The 18,957-nt window shown below is 72.1% G+C and carries 17 protein-coding genes; 7 read left to right on the top strand and 10 right to left on the bottom strand.

Annotated features, from left to right (window positions below; genetic code table 11):
* Window positions 1–148 precede the first annotated feature (148 nt).
* Entirely contained in the window at window positions 149–1,633 is a 1,485-nt protein-coding gene (locus ACIGEZ_RS07855) for a SulP family inorganic anion transporter (protein WP_399827145.1), read from the top strand.
* A 167-nt stretch (window positions 1,634–1,800) separates the two neighbouring features.
* On the opposite strand, the gene ACIGEZ_RS07850 is transcribed toward ACIGEZ_RS07855, so the two are convergent.
* On the bottom strand, window positions 1,801–3,324 hold the full coding sequence (locus ACIGEZ_RS07850; RefSeq protein ID WP_399827142.1) for a flotillin family protein: 1,524 nt from the start codon (window positions 3,322–3,324) through the stop codon (window positions 1,801–1,803).
* Between the two features lie 38 nt (window positions 3,325–3,362).
* A complete protein-coding gene (locus ACIGEZ_RS07845; RefSeq protein WP_399827599.1) occupies window positions 3,363–3,878 on the bottom strand; it encodes an NfeD family protein in 516 nt (171 codons plus the stop codon).
* Between the two features lie 413 nt (window positions 3,879–4,291).
* Here ACIGEZ_RS07845 and ACIGEZ_RS07840 point away from each other — a divergent pair, with 413 nt between their 5' ends.
* Together ACIGEZ_RS07840 and ACIGEZ_RS07835 are read left to right on the top strand one after the other, a co-directional pair.
* Window positions 4,292–4,759, top strand: a complete 468-nt coding sequence (locus tag ACIGEZ_RS07840; RefSeq protein ID WP_399827140.1) for a CBS domain-containing protein — start codon at window positions 4,292–4,294, stop codon at window positions 4,757–4,759.
* Window positions 4,756–6,054 carry an SLC13 family permease gene (locus tag ACIGEZ_RS07835; RefSeq protein WP_399827137.1) on the top strand — a complete coding sequence of 433 codons (1,299 nt, stop codon included), beginning with the start codon at window positions 4,756–4,758 and terminating at the stop codon, window positions 6,052–6,054. The genes ACIGEZ_RS07840 and ACIGEZ_RS07835 overlap by 4 nt, the downstream gene beginning before the upstream one ends.
* 32 nt (window positions 6,055–6,086) lie before the next feature.
* Here the strand turns inward: ACIGEZ_RS07835 and ACIGEZ_RS07830 are convergent, their stop codons facing one another.
* Window positions 6,087–7,148, bottom strand: a complete 1,062-nt coding sequence (locus ACIGEZ_RS07830) for a PucR family transcriptional regulator (protein WP_399827134.1) — start codon at window positions 7,146–7,148, stop codon at window positions 6,087–6,089.
* 118 nt (window positions 7,149–7,266) lie between these two features.
* Window positions 7,267–8,349, bottom strand: coding sequence for an oxygenase MpaB family protein (locus ACIGEZ_RS07825; RefSeq protein WP_399827132.1), 1,083 nt, complete (start codon window positions 8,347–8,349; stop codon window positions 7,267–7,269).
* A gap of 546 nt (window positions 8,350–8,895) precedes the next feature.
* Between ACIGEZ_RS07825 and ACIGEZ_RS07820 the strand changes: the two genes are divergently transcribed.
* Window positions 8,896–9,849: an NmrA/HSCARG family protein gene (locus tag ACIGEZ_RS07820; RefSeq protein ID WP_399827130.1), complete on the top strand. Its 954-nt coding sequence runs from the start codon at window positions 8,896–8,898 to the stop codon at window positions 9,847–9,849.
* Between the two features lie 72 nt (window positions 9,850–9,921).
* Here the strand turns inward: ACIGEZ_RS07820 and ACIGEZ_RS07815 are convergent, their stop codons facing one another.
* Entirely contained in the window at window positions 9,922–10,407 is a 486-nt protein-coding gene (locus tag ACIGEZ_RS07815) for a universal stress protein (protein ID WP_399827128.1), read from the bottom strand.
* 222 nt (window positions 10,408–10,629) lie between these two features.
* Between ACIGEZ_RS07815 and ACIGEZ_RS07810 the strand changes: the two genes are divergently transcribed.
* Window positions 10,630–11,778, top strand: coding sequence for a serine/threonine-protein kinase (locus ACIGEZ_RS07810; RefSeq protein ID WP_399827126.1), 1,149 nt, complete (start codon window positions 10,630–10,632; stop codon window positions 11,776–11,778).
* Between the two features lie 76 nt (window positions 11,779–11,854).
* Here the strand turns inward: ACIGEZ_RS07810 and ACIGEZ_RS07805 are convergent, their stop codons facing one another.
* From ACIGEZ_RS07805 to ACIGEZ_RS07795, 3 genes are all read right to left on the bottom strand, one after another.
* Window positions 11,855–12,136 (bottom strand): hypothetical protein, encoded by a 282-nt coding sequence (locus ACIGEZ_RS07805; protein ID WP_399827124.1) that lies wholly within the window; start codon window positions 12,134–12,136, stop codon window positions 11,855–11,857.
* Window positions 12,137–12,218: 82 nt separating this feature from the next.
* On the bottom strand, window positions 12,219–13,232 hold the full coding sequence (locus ACIGEZ_RS07800) for a YdcF family protein (protein ID WP_399827122.1): 1,014 nt from the start codon (window positions 13,230–13,232) through the stop codon (window positions 12,219–12,221).
* Window positions 13,233–13,299: 67 nt separating this feature from the next.
* Window positions 13,300–14,148, bottom strand: a complete 849-nt coding sequence (locus tag ACIGEZ_RS07795) for a class I SAM-dependent methyltransferase (RefSeq protein WP_399827119.1) — start codon at window positions 14,146–14,148, stop codon at window positions 13,300–13,302.
* A 70-nt stretch (window positions 14,149–14,218) separates the two neighbouring features.
* On the opposite strand from ACIGEZ_RS07795, the gene ACIGEZ_RS07790 reads away from it, so the two are divergent.
* Both ACIGEZ_RS07790 and ACIGEZ_RS07785 read left to right on the top strand, forming a co-directional pair.
* Entirely contained in the window at window positions 14,219–16,108 is a 1,890-nt protein-coding gene (locus ACIGEZ_RS07790; protein WP_399827117.1) for a prolyl oligopeptidase family serine peptidase, read from the top strand.
* Between the two features lie 23 nt (window positions 16,109–16,131).
* Window positions 16,132–16,872 carry an SURF1 family protein gene (locus ACIGEZ_RS07785; RefSeq protein ID WP_399827114.1) on the top strand — a complete coding sequence of 247 codons (741 nt, stop codon included), beginning with the start codon at window positions 16,132–16,134 and terminating at the stop codon, window positions 16,870–16,872.
* Window positions 16,873–17,018: 146 nt separating this feature from the next.
* Here ACIGEZ_RS07785 and ACIGEZ_RS07780 read toward each other — a convergent pair whose 3' ends face one another.
* Together ACIGEZ_RS07780 and ACIGEZ_RS07775 are read right to left on the bottom strand one after the other, a co-directional pair.
* The gene (locus ACIGEZ_RS07780) at window positions 17,019–18,107 is read right to left on the bottom strand and encodes a hypothetical protein (protein WP_399827112.1); all 1,089 of its coding nucleotides are present in this window, start codon (window positions 18,105–18,107) and stop codon (window positions 17,019–17,021) included.
* Entirely contained in the window at window positions 18,104–18,778 is a 675-nt protein-coding gene (locus tag ACIGEZ_RS07775; RefSeq protein WP_399827109.1) for a SigE family RNA polymerase sigma factor, read from the bottom strand. The genes ACIGEZ_RS07780 and ACIGEZ_RS07775 overlap by 4 nt, the downstream gene beginning before the upstream one ends.
* Window positions 18,779–18,957: the final 179 nt, after the last annotated feature.

Here is an 18,957-nt window from a genome sequence, read left to right as displayed (position 1 = left end):
TCAGGCCCTTCCTGCGTCTCCCGTGATCGTTTGGGAGAAATCCGGGAGAGGCTCGGTCGGGCTCTCCCGGGCCGCCTCCCGTCGGCAATCGCTCAGCGCGCGGACCGTTCGCTCCTCCGCGCCCACGACAGGACAGGTCCGCTCCGCCATGCCCTCCCCCGCCCTCTCCCTGCGTCGTCCGTCCTGGCTCTCCCCGAAGGTGTTGCGGACCGAGGTGCTCGGCGGGCTCGTCGTCGCGCTGGCGCTGATACCCGAGGCCATCTCGTTCTCGATCATCGCGGGAGTGGATCCGGCGATCGGGCTGTTCGCCTCGTTCACCATGGCCGTGACGATCGCGATCGTGGGCGGACGGCCCGCCATGATCTCGGCGGCGACCGGGGCGGTGGCCCTCGTCATCGCTCCGCTGAACCGCGAGCACGGCTTCGGCTATCTCGTGGCCGCCGTCATCCTGGCGGGTGTGTTCCAGATCGTGCTCGGCGCGCTCGGCGTGGCCCGGCTGCTGCGCTTCGTGCCGCGCTCGGTGATGGTCGGCTTCGTCAACGCCCTCGCCATCCTGGTCTTCATGGCGCAGGTGCCCGAGCTGCGGGACGTGCCGTGGGCCGTGTATCCGCTCGTCGCGGCCGGGCTGACGCTGATGGTGTTCTTCCCGAAGGTCACGACCGTGGTCCCCGCGCCGCTGGTCTCCATCGTCATCCTCACCACCATCACCGTGGCCGCCGGCATCGCCGTGCCGACAGTCGGCGACAAGGGGGCACTGCCGTCGGCACTGCCCGTTCCGGGGCTGCCGGACGTGCCCTTCACCCTGGACACGCTGGCGACGATCGCCCCGTACGCCTTCGCCATGGCGCTGGTCGGGCTGATGGAATCGCTGATGACGGCGAAGCTCGTCGACGACATCACGGACACGCGCTCCAGCAAGACGCGCGAGTCCGTCGGGCAGGGCATCGCGAACATCGTCACCGGGTTCTTCGGCGGCATGGGCGGCTGCGCGATGATCGGGCAGACGATGATCAACGTGAAGGTGTCGGGGGCCCGCACCCGGCTCTCGACGTTCCTCGCCGGCGTGTTCCTCATGGTGCTGTGCATCGCCTTCGGACCGGTCGTCTCCGAGATCCCGATGGCCGCGCTGGTCGCCGTCATGGTGATGGTCTGCTTCGCGACCTTCGACTGGCACTCGATCGCACCGAAGACGCTGAAGCGGATGCCGGCCGGTGAGATCACCGTCATGGTCATCACCGTGACGTGCGTGGTGGCGACCCACAACCTGGCGGTCGGCGTGATCGCCGGGTCGGTGACCGCGATGGTCATCTTCGCCAGGCGCGTCGCCCACCTGGCGAACGTCACCTCGGTCACCGACCCCGACGGGACCCAGGTCGTCTACTCCGTCACCGGCGAGCTGTTCTTCGCCTCCTCCAACGACCTGGTCGCGCGGTTCGACTACGCGGGAGACCCGGACAAGGTCGTCATCGACCTGGCCTCGGCCCACATCTGGGACGCCTCCACCGTCGCCGCGCTCGACGCCATCGAGACGAAGTACGCCCAGCGCGGCAAGACCGTCGAGATCACCGGCCTGAACGAGCACAGTGCCCGCATCCACCGCACGCTGAGCGGCGAACTCTCCCCCGGACACTGACGGGTCCCAGCGGCGGGTTCGCGGCCCCCGACGGTTGCCGCCGGGCCGGCTCGTCAGTCGGCGGGCCCTGCTGGACGTGAGTGCCGAGCGGTGCCCCCGCTCGCGTACGCCCCCGGCCGTGAGGCCCGCTCACTCGCAGCGGGCCTCACGGCGGGATGCACGAGGGGTCAGCCGATGATCTCGATCTTCCCGTTGGACACGGGCGTCTCGGGGACCGCGGGCGACGCAGGGGCGGTGAGCCCCTTGAGGAGCTGGGCGAGGTCGACGCCGGTGGTGGAGCTGAGGAGTTCCATGCCCTGGGCGACGTTGTCGGTGACGGTGCGGGAGAGCTTGCTCGCGCCGTCGGTGGAGATGACGGTCATCTTGTCGATGGCGGCCAGTGGCTCCGCGGCCTTGGCGACGACCTGCGGGAGGACCTCGACCAGCATCTGGAGGACGGCGGCGTCGCCGTAGCGCTCGAAGGCCTCGGCCTTCTTGTTCATCGCCTCGGCCTCGGCGGCGCCCCTGGCGGCGATCGACGCGGCCTCCGCGTCTCCCTCCAGCTGGACCGCCTGGGCGATCGCGGCGCGCCGGGCCCGCTCGGCCTCACCGCGCTTGGCTCCCTCGATGGCCTCCGCCTCGGCGAGGGCCTGACGGCGCTGCTTCTCACCCTCACCGGTCAGGCGAGCGCGCTCGGACTCGGCCTGCGCGGCGGCGATCGCGGCGAGGCGCTCGGCCTCGGCCTGCTTGACCCGGGCCACCCGCAGGGCCTCGGCTTCCTGCTCGGCCTGGTAGCGGCGAGCGTCGGCGGGCTTGCGGACCTGGGTGTCGAGCTGCCGGTCGGTCAGGGCCGCCTGGCGCTCGGCGACCTTCTCCTGCTCCGTGAGGATCTGCTGCTGGCGGTCCGCCTCGGCCAGCGGGCCCGCCGCGTTGGCCTGGGCGGCGGCCGCGTCCGTCTCGGCCTTGATCTCGGCCTGGCGGAGGTACAGCGTGCGCTCCGCGACGGCGATCTCCTCCTCCGCCTTCAGGCGGGCCTGCTCGGCGGTGCGGCGGGCGTTGGCCTCCGCGATGTCGGCCTCCTGCTTGGCGCGGGCGGCCTCCGGCCGGCCGAGGTCCTCCAGGTAGGAGCCTTCGGTGGTGATGTCCTGGATCTGGAAGGCGTCGAGGACGAGCCCCTGGCCGGACAGGCTGGCCTCGGCCTCCTCCGCGACCTGCCCGGCGAAGGCGGCGCGGTCGCGGATGATGTCCTCCACGGACATGCGGCCGACGATGGCGCGCAGGGCGCCGGACAACACCTCCTGGGTGAAGCCGACGATCCCGTCCTGCTGCTGGAGGAAGCGCTGGGCGGCCGCCCGGATCGCGTCCTCGGTGCCGCCGACCTTGACGATCGCGACGCCTTCGAGGTTGGCCTTGATGCCGCGCAGGGTGACGGCACCGCGGACGGCGACGGGGATGTGACGGCTGGACAGGTCGAGGGTGAAGCGCTGCTGCACGAAGGGGACGACGAACACCCCGCCGCCGACCACGACCTTCTGGCCGCTGTTGTCGGTGACTACCTGACCGGTCGTGGGGTCCGTGGACCTCTTGCCGCGGCGGCCCGTGATGATGAACGCCTCGCTGGGGCCGGCGACTTTGTAGCGGGTGACGACGGCCAGGGCGAGCAGGACGAGGAGGACGACCACCCCCACGACGGCGGTGACGACAGGACTCATGGCACAACTCCCGTAGAGCAGATGGAAGAAAGGATTCGTCAGCGCTCGACGGCGCGCACGGTGACCGAGGTGGACGAGGGGACGGCCGTCACCCATACCTCGGCGCCGCGAGGCAATGCGTCGCCTTCGGTGGCCGCGGCGTACTTGACCGGCTGGCCTCCGAGGCTCAGGAGGACCTCGCCGTAACGACCGCCCGCCGGAATGGCGGTGACCACGGTCCCGGCCGACCCCACGAGGTCGCCCTGGCGCGGGGCGTCACCGCTGCGGTCCCGCAGCAGGGCCCGGCCGAGCCGGTAGGTCGCCCAGCCGGCCCCCGTGCCGGCGAGCACTCCGGCGGTGGTCGCCGCTCCCGGCCCGAGTCCGGTGGACCCGAGCACGATCGCCCCCGTGAAGCCGAGCATCGAGACGAAGCCCGCGATCACCGGGAGCGACAGCCACCCGTCGAACAGTCCGTCCAGGGCGCCGTCGAAGATCCCCTCCAGCACCCCGTCGAACACCAGCGAGCAGACCAGCAGGACGATTCCCGCGATGCCGAGGCCCAGGAACAAGCCCATGAGCACCTCCCCCGTCAGACCGGTGATCTCGCCGGACAGCCGCATGGTGCCACCGCGCGCGTCCCGCGCACATTGCCTGCCACCGGCAATCTTTACGCGCCTTTGACGCACGCGGCTCACCCCGGCTGCACGCGCCGCACCGTTCAGTTCACCGGCATCCGACAACGAGATCGACGTGGACGTCGGCAAAGGGGCGTCGCATGGCGCGCGTTCATGCCGGATCCCGGCAACGACCGAGGCACGGCGCTGCCGTCAGGGACCCGTTAGAGGCGCGCAAGAAATGTATAAAGTTGCCGGTGGTGTGCCAGGGAGCCCGGTCGGCGAACAGGGGACGACCCCCTTCGAAGATCGGGGCTACCGCCATGGTGCTCGTCGCTGTCCGACGCGCAGTGCAACCGACCAGGAGGGGCACCATGCCAGCCCGTGATCTCGCCGAGCCCTATCCCCACGTGACGACCGACGACCCTGCCGTGGACGCCGTACGGCTGGTGGCCGAGCGGAACCTGCCCGCGCTCCTGGTCCTGGACACCGATGGCACTCCGTACGCCGTCGTGCCCGGCTCCCAGCTCGTACGGGAGCTCATCCCGGAGTACGTGATGGAGGACCCGCTGCTGGCCGCGGTCATCGACGAGCGGCACGCGGAGGCACTCGCCGAGGACCTCGCCGGCAAGACGGTCGCCGAGTGGCTGCCACGACGGACCTTCAAGCCGCAGTACGTCGGCCCGGACGCCGGGACGCTCCAGATCGCGGCCGTCATGGCCCGCTCCCACGTCCCGCTGGTCGCGGTGCTGGAACGGGACGGCGAGGGGAGCCGGCTGGTCGGGGTGGTCTCGGCCGCACGGCTCATGCGCCACCTGCTCGAAGTGGGCGGGCAGGGGTGAGCGACTGGCAGAGCTGGGTGGCCGTCGCCGTCTTCGCCGGCACCTATCTCCTGATCATCACCGAGTGGGTGCACCGCGTCGCAGCCGCCCTCGGCGGGGCCGCACTCATGCTGGCCATCGGCGCGACCGACGACGTCGCGGCGTTCCACTCCGACGAGACCGGCATCGACTGGAACGTCATCTTCCTGCTCCTCGGAATGATGGTGATCGTCGGCGTACTGAAGCGGACCGGGCTCTTCGAGTACCTGGCGATCTGGTCGGTGAAGAGAGCCAGGGCCCGCCCTTTCCGGGTCATGACGATGCTGGTCGTCATCACGGCGGTCGCCTCCGCCCTGCTGGACAACGTCACGACCGTGCTGCTCGTCGCACCCGTCACCCTGCTGGTGTGCGACCGGCTGCGGCTGCCCGCCGCGCCGTTCCTGATCGCCGAGGTCTTGGCCTCCAACATCGGCGGCACCGCCACTCTCGTCGGGGACCCGCCCAACATCATCATCGCCAGCCGGGCCGGGCTCACCTTCAACGACTTCCTCGTCCACCTCGCTCCCCTGTGCGCGGTCCTGATAGTCGTCCTGGTGCTGCTGTGCCGGGTGATGTTCGCCGAGCACTTCGTCTACGACGAGAAGCGCGCCGCCGAGCTGATGGAGCTGCGCGAGCGCGAGGCCATCTCGGATCCCCGGCTCCTCGCCCAGGGCCTGGGGATCCTCGCCCTGGTCGTCGCGGGCTTCGTCCTCCACCCCGTCCTGCACTACGAGCCCAGCGTGGTCGCCCTTCTGGGCGCCGGCCTGCTCGTGGCCATCTCCAAGGTGGAGACCGACGAGGTGCTTGGCGAGGTGGAGTGGCCCACCCTCGCGTTCTTCGCAGGGCTGTTCGTCATGGTCGGCGCGCTCATCGAGACCGGCGTGATCGGCACGCTCGCCGGCTCCCTCGCCGACGCCATCGGCGGCGCGGAACTCGGCGGCTCCATGCTCCTGCTGGGTGGCTCCGCCGTCCTGTCGGGGGTCGTGGACAACATCCCCTACGTGGCCACCATGGCGCCCGTCACAGGCCGGCTGGTCGCCGACATGGGCGGCGACCCCGACCACGTCATGTGGTGGGCCCTCGCCCTGGGCGCCGACCTCGGCGGCAACGCCACCGCCATCGGCGCCTCCGCCAACGTCGTGGTCCTCGGCATCGCCGAGCGCAACCGCACCCCGATCACCTTCTGGCAGTTCACCAAGTACGGCCTCGTCGTCACCGCTGCAACCGTCGCCGTGGCTGCCCTGTATCTGTGGCTGCGCTATTTCGCGCTCGCCTGAGAGACCCGCCGACGGGTTCCGGACGGCTGGACTCAGGGCCCGCTGCCGGGCCAGCCCAGCAGTCGGGCGCCGATGACCGCGGTCTGCAGGGTGTACCGGTGTCGGGGGTCGGCGGGGTCGGCCTGGGTGAGGGTGTGGATGCGCTCCAGCCGGTACGTCAGCGCCCGCACGCTCAGCGACAGCCGGCGGGCCGCCTCGGTGGCGACGCAGCCGCTGTCGAAGTACGCGGCCAGCGTGTCCAGGAGCGGCCCGGCGCCGCCGCGAGCCCGGCGCAGCGGGCCGAGCATGCTCTCCACCAGGTCGGCCATGGCCTGCCGGTCGCGGGTGAGGACCGGGTAGACCAGCAGGTCCGCGGCGTGCAGCACCGGGCCTTCCAGGTTCATCCGGTCGGCCAGGTCGAGCGCGTTGAGGGCCTCCTCGTACGAGTGGACGACCCCGCCCGCCCCCGGGTGGGAACGGCCGATCGCGACCCGGCCGCCGTCGGTGGCCGCGTACGCCCGTTTGGCGAAGTGGGCGAGTACGTCGGGCTGGTCGCCCGGGGCCACGCAGACGAGCCGGCCGTCCTTGGTGGCCAGCAGGATCTTCCGGTTGCCGAACCGGGAGAGGACCGCTTCCTCGATCCCCCGGGCCACCGGGTAGCCGTCACCGTACGGCTCGGGCCCGGCGGCAACCGCGACCGCATGCGCCTGGGAGAGCCTCAGGCCGAAACGCTCGGCGCGCTCGGCGAGGCGGCCCAGGTCGCTGCGTCCGTACAGCAGGTCGTCGATGAACTCCCGGCGCGCGGCCTCCTCCTGACGGACCGCGTGGTGCTGGGCCCGCTCGTAGCCCTCGGCGAAGGCGTCCACCGCCTGCTCGACCACCGCCAGCAACGAACCCACCGCTCCGGCGGCCAGCCGCGGCTGGATCTCCTGCGCCGCGGCGAGGTGGTCCCGTATGAGCCCGCGCAGCGGCAGCCCGGCCTCCGCCGCCCGCTCGCCCTGCACACGGCGGGACTCCAGCTCGGCGCGGGTGAGCCGACGTCCTGTGGCGCACGCGCCCAGCAGGATCTCGGCGTACCCCGCCACGTGGTTCTCCGGTGCTTCCCGGTCCGCCACGGCCCTCCCCCGATCCTGACGCGCCCCTGATGAGTCCTTGACGCGGGGACCAGGGTGCCACGGGCCTCACGGTGAACCGTCACCGGCATCACGACGCCGTGACTGCCCGTAGCGGTGGTCAGCGGTTGTCGTCGAGTTCCTGGTGCATCTGGGGCTGGTCGTCCTGGCCCTGGGTGAGCGCGGCCTTCTCCATGTCCCTGAACGCGGTCGAGGCGACGCCGAGGATGTCCTTGTAGGGGTTGACGCCGGTCACCTTCTCCGCGCCGCCGCCCAGGAGACCGCCGCCGATCCCGCTGACGACCTTGTGGCCGGCCGCGAGGGGTTTGCCCGCGGCCGACAGCAGACCCTTGGGAAGGCCCGCCATGTCCGCGTACTTGTCCCCCAGCGCGGTGCGGACCATGGCGATGAACGCGTCATGGGAGGGGCCGGGGAAGAACCTCCGGTAATAGTCGACGGCCTGCTTGGTCATGAAGACCCCGTCGTCGGTCCTCTTCCACTCCTTGTCGCGCTCCTGGTTCCACAGCCGGTCGACCTCGTCGGCGTCCTTGGGCAGCACCCACTTCTCCGGCGTGCCGAGGTAGTGGTTGACGTAGTGCCACGCGCACATGAACCCGTGCGCGTCGTCCTTCGAGACATCCAGGCCCAGGTTGCGCATCGCCTGGAGGATCTGCACGGAGAACACGCAGGCGGCGCCGGTGGTGTACTTCTGCGAGACCGGCTCGCCCCACGTGTCGTAGTCCCACTCGCCGCTCTTCTTGTGCAGCTGACGCACCGAGGCATGGACCAGGCGGACCTTGGTGACGTTCGCCTTCAGCGTGCCGTCGGTGTAGGCGCCCTTCTTGTCCATGTCGACGAACAGGCGCGAGGACTGCGACAGCCGCCGGCCCGGCCCCTCCACGCCGCCCAGCCGGCCGGTGGAGCGCAGGGTGAACGCGCCGGTCGGAGACAGGTACGTGCCGATCAGGCCGACCGTGCCCTGGAGCATGGCCACCTCGCCGCGGTGACGGTCGAAGAACTTCTCCGCCGCCTTGACGTCCGCGTCGGTCCAGCCCGGCGGGTCGGCTTCCGCGTTCTTCAGGAAGGCCGCCAGCTTCGGCGGAAGCGTGGAGCGGTCCTGACCTGGCTTGAGGGTCCCGATCGTCCGGAACAGGGCGTTGACCCCGTCGATCTCCTTGTTGTCGATCAGATCCGAGACCAACACGTCAGCCTCCGGATCACCCACCTTGCTCGCAGCCTCGAGCTCCTGGGCAACGTACTGAGCGGTCAGCGGCACAGCGCACCTTCCTCATCCAGGGAGAAACGGACCGCTCGCCGGACGGCACCACGGGAGGACCCCCGGGCGGTCTCCGCAGCCGGCGAGCACCACCATGCTCCCGGCCCCGCCGGCACGCACCTACCGCCGCTGGGCAATGGATCGTTTCCCCCTCACCCGGACGGCGTAGTCCCTCACGAGGGCGGTGGCGGGCCGGGACCCTGGCCGACCGCAACGCACCCGGCACGGCGAGCGACGCCGGAGGGCCGGGGGCTCGGGCGTCCGGGCGAGGCCGCACCGCAGGGCGCATGACCGCCTACGAGCGGGGAAGGCGCCCAGTGAGGTCAACGGATGGCGGGAGGCCGCCATGACTCGGTCAGTCGGAATCGATCTGTGGCGTTTCCGGACGACCGCACGTGACGGCCGGGGCGGGGGCGCGGACACAGGGCGGGGCGCGGGGCGCGGCAAGGCTAGGTGAGGCGAGGCGAAGGAGCCATGACAGAGAAGAAGATCATCACGGTGATCGGTGCCACCGGGCGGCAGGGCGGCTCGCTCTGCCGGGCGGTCCTGTCGGACCGGGACGGAGAGTTCGCCGTCCGTGCCGTCACCCGCCACCCCGAGTCCGTCCCGGCGCAGGAACTGCGCCGGCTGGGAGCCGATCTCGTACGGGCGGACATGGACGACGAGCCGAGCCTGGCACCGGCGTTCGAGCACGCGTACGGCGCCTTCCTGATGACGAACTTCTGGGAGCACATGTCCGCCGAACGGGAGAAGACCCAGGCTCACGCGCTGGCCCGGGCCGCCTCCCATGCCGGAGTGCAGCACGCGATCTGGTCCACGCTCGAGGACACCCGGGCATGTATCCCTCTCGACGACGACCGGATGCCGACCCTCCAGGAGCACTACAAGGTGCCCCATTTCGACGGCAAGGCCGAAGCCGACCACTACTTCACCGACCAGGGCGTACCCACGACGTTCCTGCGCTCCACCTTCTACTGGGAGAACCTGTTCGGGGCGTTCGCCCCGCAACGCGGCGGGGACGGCGCCCTCCGGCTCACGTACCCGATGGGCGAGAGCAGGCTCTCCGGCATCGCCTTCGAGGACATCGGCAAGACCGCCCTGGAGGTCTTCCGGCGCGGCACCGACCTCATCGCCGCCACCGTCAGCATCGCCGGCGAGCATCTCAAGGTCGCCGACATGGCCGCCGCCCTCACCGGGGCCGTCGGCGAACCGGTGCGCTACCGGCCCCTCACCGCCGACGAGTGGCGTGCGCAGGGCTTCCCCGGCGCCGACGAGACCGGGAACATGTTCCAGTACTACGCGGAGTGCGAGAAGGGCTTCACCGCGGCCCGGGAGCTCACCGCCGTCCGCGACCTCAATCCCGCGCTCCAGGACTTCGCCACCTGGCTCGCCGCCAACCACAGCAGACTCCGCACCCACTGGGCGTGATGTTCGCTGGTTGCGCGTGGACGACTCCTTGCGCGTGGGACGACCCCCGCGTGGGACGACCCCTTGGAGACGTCAGCTCTCCGCCGGCGGCCCCGGGTCAGCGGTGCCCGGGCGGACGATGACGACCGGGCACGAGGCGTGCAGGGCGCACTGCTGGCTGACCGAGCCCAGCAGGAGGCTCGCGAAGCCTCCTCGGCCCCGGCTGCCCACGACCAGCACGTCTGCACCCTCCGAAGCCTCGGTGAGGACCTTGGCCGGGTTTCCCCGGGCGACGTGCTCCTCCAGGGGCACCTCGCCGGTCTGGGCGAGCACGGTCCGTACCTCGTCCAGGAGTGCCTGTCTGGCGTGTTGCGCGTCGAAGGCGGCGTCGACGGGCGGCGCGGACCCGCCCGCTGCTCCGGGTACGTCGTAGGCCCCCCACGCTTCCAACGTCGCGCCGATCAGGCGGGCGTGCCGGGCTGCCCACCACAGTGCCTCGTGTGAGGACGGAGAGCCGTCCACTCCGACGACCACGCGCCGGGTCCGGTCGGTCCGGCCGGTCTGCTCGCTGGCGTTCATGACCGCACCCCCTTCACATGCGGGCTCCTCTTCAGGCGACTGCCCGGGGGAGGCCCGCTCATTCACGCGACCAGGCAGGCATGTGCGAGATCGCCACGGCCGAGGTCCTCGACAACCTGTGGCCGCCCGGCGGCGAGGGGCTTGGGTGGGCAGCTCTACGATGAGGCGTCCAAGGGAAGGGTGGGTCTTCAGGTGCTGGTCGCGGACCGATATCGGCTCCACATGTGTGTCGGGCGTGGCGGCATGGGTGAGGTGTGGCAGGCCACCGACGAGGTGCTCGGGCGGGACGTGGCCGTGAAGTTGATGCTGGGTCACGAGCACGACCCTTCGGCCGCCGACCGGTTCCGACTCGAGGCGCAGACCGCGGCCCGGCTGAGTCACCCTCATGTGGTGGGGGTCTTCGACTTCGGTACGTGGGACGGAAAGCTCTACCTCGTCATGGAGTTGGTGCAGGGCGAGAGCCTCGCCGGCGAGCGCGGCCAGGCGGCCGCGCTGCCCGCCGAGCAGGTCGCGACCGTCGCCGCGCACGCCGCCGCCGGGCTCGCGGCCGCGCACCGGCAGGGTGTCGTGCACCGGGACATCAAGCCGGGGAACCTGCTCAAGGACGCCGACGGGACCGTGAAACTCGCCGACTTCGGCATCGCGCGCTTCGTCGACGACCCGTCAGCGGCGCTCACCACCACCGGACAGATCGTCGGCACCGGGCTCTACCTCGCGCCCGAACGGGCCCTCGGACAGTCCGCGTCACCCGCGTCCGACGTGTACTCGCTCGGGTGCGTGCTCTACCAACTGCTCACCGGGCGCCCGCCGTTCCGGGGCGACACGGCGACGGCCCTGCTGTACCAGCACATCGACACCCCGCCGGCGCCGCCTCGGCAGCTGGGCGTCGCCATGCCGGCGGCGTTCGAGGCCTTCCTGCTGACGCTGCTGGCCAAGCAGCCGGAGCAACGGCCCGCGGCGCAGGCCATCGCCGACTGGTTCACCTCAGGAGCGTGGCGGGACCAGCCGATGCCGCTGCCGCCGCAGGCCGCACCCGCGGCCCGGCAGGGTGTGTCCGCCGCTCCGCCGGGTGGGCACGCGGCCCGGCAGGGTGCGACCGGCACCCGGCACGGTGGGCCCGGGCCCGGGCCTGGTGCTGTGCACGGCGGGGCCCTGGCCGGCGCCTCTCAGGCCGCGCCCGTACGACCGCAGGCCATGCCCGTACGGACGCACGGCGGCGCGGCCTCCCCGCGCGCCGGGCGTCGTGCCCAGCAGTCCGCCGGGAATCCGCTCGCCGCGATCTCGCGCCGCCGTCCCCGCAGGACGGCGGCCGTCGCCGGCGCCATCGCCTTCGTCGTCTTCCTGCTGATCGGGATGGCCTGGCTCCGCTGACCTGGTCCATTGCGTCCATGCATCCATGGCGTCCATGGCGTCCATGCCGTCGATGGTGTCGATGGTGTCGATGGTGTCAATAGACGCGCGGGGCCATCACATGGCCGTCCAGCTCCTCCGGGCCGAGCAGCAGACAGCGGGGCACGCCCGGGCCCGGGGTCGCGCGGACGATCACCGGTGTGGGCGGGTCGGTCGGCAGCTCGACGTGGACCATGACCGGGCGGTCGTCCCGGGTCGTCGCGTAGCCCGTCTCCTTGCCGTCCACCAGGATCTCGACGACCGGATGGTGGCCGGTCTGGACGGTGGCGCTGATCGAGTGGCCCCGGTAGTCGATGTGGAAGTGGTGCCGTGCTCTCATGACGCGCCTCCGCCCTTCCCGGGCTCCGGAGCGGCTTTCCGCTGCCTCCAGCGTAGGACGAGCACGAGGAGTCCGCGCAGCCTCAGGCGACCGCCCAGGCCATGGCGCCCATCAGGACCAGGGCCGCGCAGATCCCCAGGTTGACCGCCTTGTACTGGAGGAAGACCGCCGCGAACTCGCGGATGGTCGCGCTCGGCCAGAAGTACGCGGCGGTCGGCGAGCCCACCACCTGACCGTTCACCCCGGCCTTCCGGGCCATCAGGGCGGCCCGGAAGGCGTGGAAGTTGTTGGTGACGATCACGCACTCGGCGCCGGGCCGCCCCTGCTCCATCAGGTCCTTACTGAAGAGCATGTTCTCCTCGGTCGTCCGCGAGCGGTCCTCGCGCACGATCCGGTCCGCCGGGAAGCCCCGCTCCACCAGGTAGTCCGCCATGGCGTGCGACTCGGGCAGCTCCTCGTCCGGGCCCTGCCCGCCGGAGGTGATCAGCAGCGGCAGCGCGGGCACCTCGCGGCGCCGGGCGAGCGTCTCGTACACCTGCCGGCCCCGCTCCAGGCGGCTGGCGAGCAGGGGCGGTACGCGACGGCCGCCGATCAGGCCCGAGCCGAGGACGACGACGTAGTCGGCGTCGCGGCGGATGCGCATCCTGCCGTAGAGGAAGGCGTAGCCGATGAAGCAGACGAAGAGGAAGGAGACGTAACCGAGCACCATGAGGAGCGTGCCGACGACTATGCCGAGCGCCGTCGAGTGGGTGACGACCGCGGCGACCATCAGGGCCATCACGCCGAACATGCCCAGGCCCGCGAGCAGCGAGAGCAGGTTGGCGGGGCGCCGGCCCTCCTTGCGGACCATCTTCACGCCGTTCGCGCACAGCAGCCCGGCCAGGACGACCGGGCCGAGGCCGAGCAGCAGGAGCACGGCGACCGTCGCCGTCACGGCGACGCCGGGTGGGGCGTCGTCGAGCCCGGCGAGCAGGCCGAGGCCGAGGAAGGTGACGGCGAGTCCGAGGTAGACCGCGTTGCCGAACCGACGGCGGTCGCGCAGCACGCCCGCGCCGAACAACAACAGGAAGACGGCGGCCACGACGTAGGCGAACATGCCGTCATCGTAGGCGGCGCCACCGGCAACCGGCCTGCCCCCGGCGGCCGGAGAGCCGTCGTCAGGATCACGCCCCCTTCGGAGCCTTCGCCGCCTTCGACGCCTTGATCGAGTACATCAGGGGGATGCGGGGATGGTCAGCCGCGAAGCGGTAGTAGCCGTCCTCGTGCCGCGTGAGCGCGTCGAAGCGGGGGAACAGCGTCGCGTCGTGCTCGTGCAGGAACTCGATGCGCAGGCCCGCCTTCGCGATCGCCGTCACGACCTCGCCGACCGGGTGCACCCACTCGACGCTGCGGTTGTGTTCGGTGGGGGCGTCCAGGTCCGCGTACGTGCCCGGCGAGGTGTCCACCCACGGGTCGCGCACGAAGTAGTCGTTGACCAGCCGGATCGCGCTCTCGTCGTCGAACGAGTCGGCGATGGGATGGAACTCGGCGACGTACAGGAAGCCGCCCGGTGCGACCAGCGAGGCGGCCGTCTCGGCCCAGCGGTCGAGGTCGGGGAGCCAGCACAGTGCCCCGCCGCCGGTGTAGACGATGTCGTAGGAGGAGTCCGGCACGGCCTCGGCCGCGTCGTACGCGTCGGCGGCGACGAACGCGGCCTGCTCGGGAGTCAGACCGAGGTCGGCGGCGAGCTGGCGGGCCGTCTCGACGGCCGGCTCGGAGAAGTCCAGGCCGACCACGCGCGAGGCGCCGTGCCGGGCCCAGGACAGGGTGTCCAGGCCGATGTGGCACTGGAGATGCAGCAGGGAGCGCCCGGTGACGTCGCCGACCTCGGCGAGCTCGAAGTCGCGCATGGCCTCCTTTCCGGCGCGGAAGGCGTCGAGGTCGTAGAAGTCGCTCGCGACGTGGATCGGTACCCGCTCGTCCCAGCGGGCGCGGTTGGCCGCGTACCAGTCGTCAGGGGTCGGTGCGTACATGCCAGGGAGGTTATCCACAGCTTGCGGACACCGCGAACGGTTTGTCGGCGGCGCGGAGCATGATGGCTGCATGACTGAGAGCAGCAAGGGCCAGGACAGGGACGCCGAGGACGTCGGCGTGCGGGACATCGAGGTGAAGGACCTCCCCGTCTGGGAGCAGCGGTTCCGCGCGCCGCGGGTCTCGCTGCCCGAGTGGGCCGAGGAGGCCCCGGACCGCTCGCTGTTCGTGTCGAACGCGACGGGGACGTACGAGCTGTACGCGTGGGACCGGGCCACCGGCGAGCAGCGGCAGGTCACCGACCGGCCGAACGGGACGACGGACGGCACGCTGTCCCCGGACGGCCGGTGGGTGTGGTGGTTCGCGGACACCGACGGCGACGAGTTCGGGGTGTGGATGCGCCAGCCCTTCGATGTCGCCGACGGCGCGGCCGGGGGCGCGGACGAGCCGGCCGTGCCCGGGCTCGCCGCCTCCTATCCGGCGGGGCTCGCCATCGGCCGGAAGGGCACGGTGGTGGTGGGCAGGTCCACGGACGAGGAGGGCTCGACCGTGCATCTGCTGCGCGCGGGCGGGGCCGAGCCGGTGGAGATCTACCGGCACCGGGAGTCGGCCGGTGTCGGCGACCTGTCCTACGACGAGAGCCTGGTCGCGATCGAGCACACCGAGCACGGGGACGCGATGCACTCGGCGATCCGGGTGCTGCGCGCCGCCGACGCCTCCGTGCTGGCCGAGCTCGACGACACCAAGGGCGGCACGGAGGAGCTGGGTCTGAGCGTCCTCGGCTTCGCGCCGGTCGCCGGGGACACCCGGCTGCTCGTCGGGCACCAGCGGCGGGGCCGCTGGGAGCCGATGCTGTGGGACCCGGCGACGGGCGCCGAGACCGATCTGCGCCTCGACCTGCCGGGCGACGTGGAGGCCGAGTGGTATCCGGACGGCTCGGGGCTGCTGATCGTGCACAGCTTCGAGGCGCGCAGCGAGCTGTGGCGGTACGAGATCGCCACCGGCGCCCTGGTCCGGGTGGACACCCCGGCCGGCTCGGTGTCGAGCGCGACGGCCCGGCCCGACGGCTCGGTGGAGTTCCTGTGGTCGTCGGCCGCCGAGCCGCCGGTGGTGCGGTCCACGAACGGCTCGGTCGTCCTCGACCCTCCGGGCCCCAAGGCGCCGCCGTCGGTGCCGGTGGAGGACGTGTGGGTCCAGGGCCCGGGGGGCCGGGTGCACGCGCTCGTGCAGCGCCCGGCGAAGGGTGAGGGGCCGTTCCCGACCGTGTTCGAGGTGCACGGCGGCCCGACGTGGCACGACAGCGACGCGTTCGCCTCGGGCCCGGCGGCGTGGGTCGACCACGGCTACGCGGTCGTGCGGGTGAACTACCGCGGCTCGACCGGCTACGGCCGGGAGTGGACGGACGCGCTCAAGCACCGGGTCGGCCTGATCGAGCTGGAGGACATCACCGCGGTCCGCGAGTGGGCGGTGGCGAGCGGCCTGGCCGACCCGGAGAAGCTGGTCCTGGCGGGCGGCTCCTGGGGCGGCTATCTCACCCTGCTCGGCCTCGGCACCCAGCCGGACGCCTGGGCCGTGGGCCTGGCCGCGGTGCCCGTCGCCGACTACGTGACGGCGTACGAGGACGAGATGGAGGCCCTGAAGGCGCTGGACCGCACGCTGCTCGGCGGCTCGCCGGAGGAGGTGCCGGAGCGGTTCGCGGCCTCCTCGCCGCTGACGTACGTGGACGCGGTGAAGGCTCCGGTGCACATCTCGGCGGGCGTCAACGACCCGCGATGCCCGATCCGCCAGATCGACAACTACGTGGACCGGCTGGCCGCCCGGGGCGCGGTGCACGAGGTGTACCGGTACGACGCGGGGCACGGCTCGCTGGTCGTGGAGGAGCGGATCAAGCAGGTCGCCCTGGACCTGGACTTCGCGGCCAGACACCTGGGGACGCGGGGGACCCGGCCGACGGAGGGCTGAGTCCGCTTGCGTACCGTGGGGGTGTGTACCGGTTCCTGAGAACGCCCCGCTGGTGGGGGATCAACATCTTCGTCCTGCTGGCGATCCCGTTCTGCGTGTTCATGGGGACCTGGCAGCTGGGCAAGTTCGAGGACCGCGTCGACTCCCACCAGAAGGCGGAGCAGCGGCCCGACCCGGCGACCGTGCGCACCGAGCCGCTGGACGCGCTGCTGCCCGTGGACCAGGAGACCTCGGGCCGTATCGCCTCCGCCAGCGGACGGTACGGGGAGCAGTTCCTGGTCCCCGACCGCGCCCTGGACGGCCGCTCCGGCGCGTACGTCCTGACGCTTCTGAAGACGGACGGCGGCAAGGCGCTGCCGGTGGTCCGTGGCTGGCTGCCCACCGGCGCCACGGCGCCGGCCCCGCCGTCCGGCGAGGTCACGGTCGTGGGCGCGCTGCAGGCCTCGGAGAACCCGGGCAGCAAGGGCGTGCGCACGGCCGGCGGGCTGCCCGAGGGGCAGCTGGGCATGATCAGCGCCGCGTCCCTGGTGAACGTGGTCTCGGACGACGTGTACGACGCCTGGGTCACCCTCACGGACTCCCCGGCCGGGCTCACGCCGGTGCCGGCGGCCGCGGCCGCGGGCACGAGCCTGGACATGAAGGCCTTCCAGAACCTGGGCTACACGGCCGAGTGGTTCGTGTTCGCCGGCTTCGTGGTCTTCATGTGGTTCCGGCTGGTGCGCCGCGAGGCGGAGGCCTCCCGGGACGCGGCCCTGGGGCTGTAGGCCCGGTCGGCTTCTGGGCCCGATGGGCTTCTAGGCCCGGTCGGCTTCTAGGCCCGGTCGGCTTCTGGGCCCGGTCGGCTTCTGGGCCCGCTCGGGTTGTAGGTCTCCTCTGGCGGTAGGCCCTTCCGCCCCTCGCGGGCATCCTCTCAGGACGCGTCCAGGACCCCGGTCCGGTAGATCGTGCCCGCGCACGCGTTGGGGATGGTCGCCTCCGCGACCGGGCCGCCCGGGTCCGCCGTGTGCGTCACGGCGACGCTGCCGTCGGCCTGGGCGCCGTCCGCCAGGAGCTGGGCGGAGGCCGCGTTGCTGCCGTCGGTGCCCGTGCCGGCCGAGCCGCCGGCGGTGGTGCCGCCCGAGGCCGAGCCGCCGCCGGAGGACGTGCTGGGGGTGGGGGTCGGCGTCGGTCCCGTCGTGGTGGGGCAGGTCTCGCTGGGGACCCAGGCGAACCGCACCTCGTAGGCGTTGTCCGGGGTCAGCAGCAGCGCGGGCGACTCCTGCGAGGGGTCGGGCAGACCGCTCGCCGCGTCCCCCGCCGTGTGCGAGACGACCGTGATCTTCGCCTTGTCGGCCGCGCCCCGCGCCTCGAAGCCGACCTGACCTGCGCCACCGAGGGTGCAGTCGCGGCCGGAGACATTGGCGATGCGGAAGGTCCCGTAGACCTTCCCCGCGGAGTCGGGCGCGCCCGCCTGGACCGAGCTGACGCCCAGCTGGCCGGCCTCGCAGGTCGGCGAGGGCACCGGGGCGTCGGACTTGGTGCCGGCCTCGCCGCCGGAGCCGCCGCCCTGCGTGCCGGGCACCGGGGCGGTCGGCCGGCCCGCGCCCGCGGCCTCGCCCTGGCTCGGGGCAGCGGTCCCGGCGGGCGCGGTGGAGCCCTTCTGGCCGCCCTCGATGCCGGTCTCGGTGCCGGTGCCGCCCTGGGCCTGCTCGCCGTGGCCCGCGTTCACGGGGTTGTCGGCGGCGATCCCGCCCGAGTTGGCGACGTGCACGAACGCCGGCACGGCCGTGCCGACGAGGACGACGGCGGCGGCGATGCCGACGACCGCCTGTCGCTTGCGGGCGCGCCGTACGGGCACGGCGCGGCGCAGCTGCTCCAGCGCGTTGTCGGAGGGTTCGAGACCGGACACCGCGCCCTGGAGCAGTCGCCGCAGCGCCAGCTCGTCGGCCGAACCGGCCTCCGGCCCTTCGTTCACCATCCCGCGTCCACTCAGGTCGTCCCGGTCCAGCGGCCCGCTCATGAGGTCGCCTCCATGGCGACGCGCAGGGCCGCGATGCCACGCGAGCCGTACGCCTTCACCGATCCCAGGGAGATCCCCAGGGTCTCGGCGACCTGCGCCTCGGTCATGTCCGCGAAGTATCGCAGCACCAGCACCTCGCGCTGGCGCCGCTGGAGCCCGCGCATCGCCTTGATCAGCGCGTCCCGCTCCAGCTGGTCGTAGGCGCCCTCCTCCGCGCTCGCCATGTCCGGCATCGGCTTGGAGAGCAGCTTGAGCCCGAGGATGCGGCGGCGCAGGGCGGAGCGGGAGAGGTTGACGACGGTCTGGCGGAGGTAGGCCAGGGTCTTCTCGGGGTCGCGCACGCGGCTGCGCGCCGAGTGGACGCGGATGAACGCCTCCTGCACGACGTCCTCGCAGGAGGCCGTGTCGTCGAGGAGGAGCGCGGCGAGACCGAGCAGCGACCGGTAGTGGGCCCGGTAGGTCTCGGTGAGGTGGTCGATGGTGGTGCCGGCAGCCATCGTGTCGTCAGCGCCCTCGCGGGGCGCGGAAATACCGCTCACGGCGGCCGGTCGGGTCCTGATGGGCATGGGCGCGATCACCGGCATGCCGCCGGGCGGGCGCGGCCGCCGGAGCGGGCGCACCACTGCGCCGCGCAACGGGATGACCGCAGCGATGTCGAGTACCTCTGCCACGCCTGTTGGACACGCTTCCCCCCGTCAGGGTTGTACGCGTACGGCACCGTTTTTGGCGGTGCGTCGTTTGTCCTCATGCGTACCGTTCTCCCCCAATGCCCCGCTTTCACAGCGTGTTTCCGCGCCGCGCAGCCGTCCACACCGTCATGGGTGCACGCGAAGACGCCTCCCGCCCGACC

Origin of the sequence: Streptomyces sp. NPDC085481 (genome assembly GCF_044541845.1) — a bacterium.
In the GTDB taxonomy this organism is placed as follows: domain Bacteria; phylum Actinomycetota; class Actinomycetes; order Streptomycetales; family Streptomycetaceae; genus Streptomyces.
This window is presented reverse-complemented; position numbering and strand designations above follow the sequence as displayed.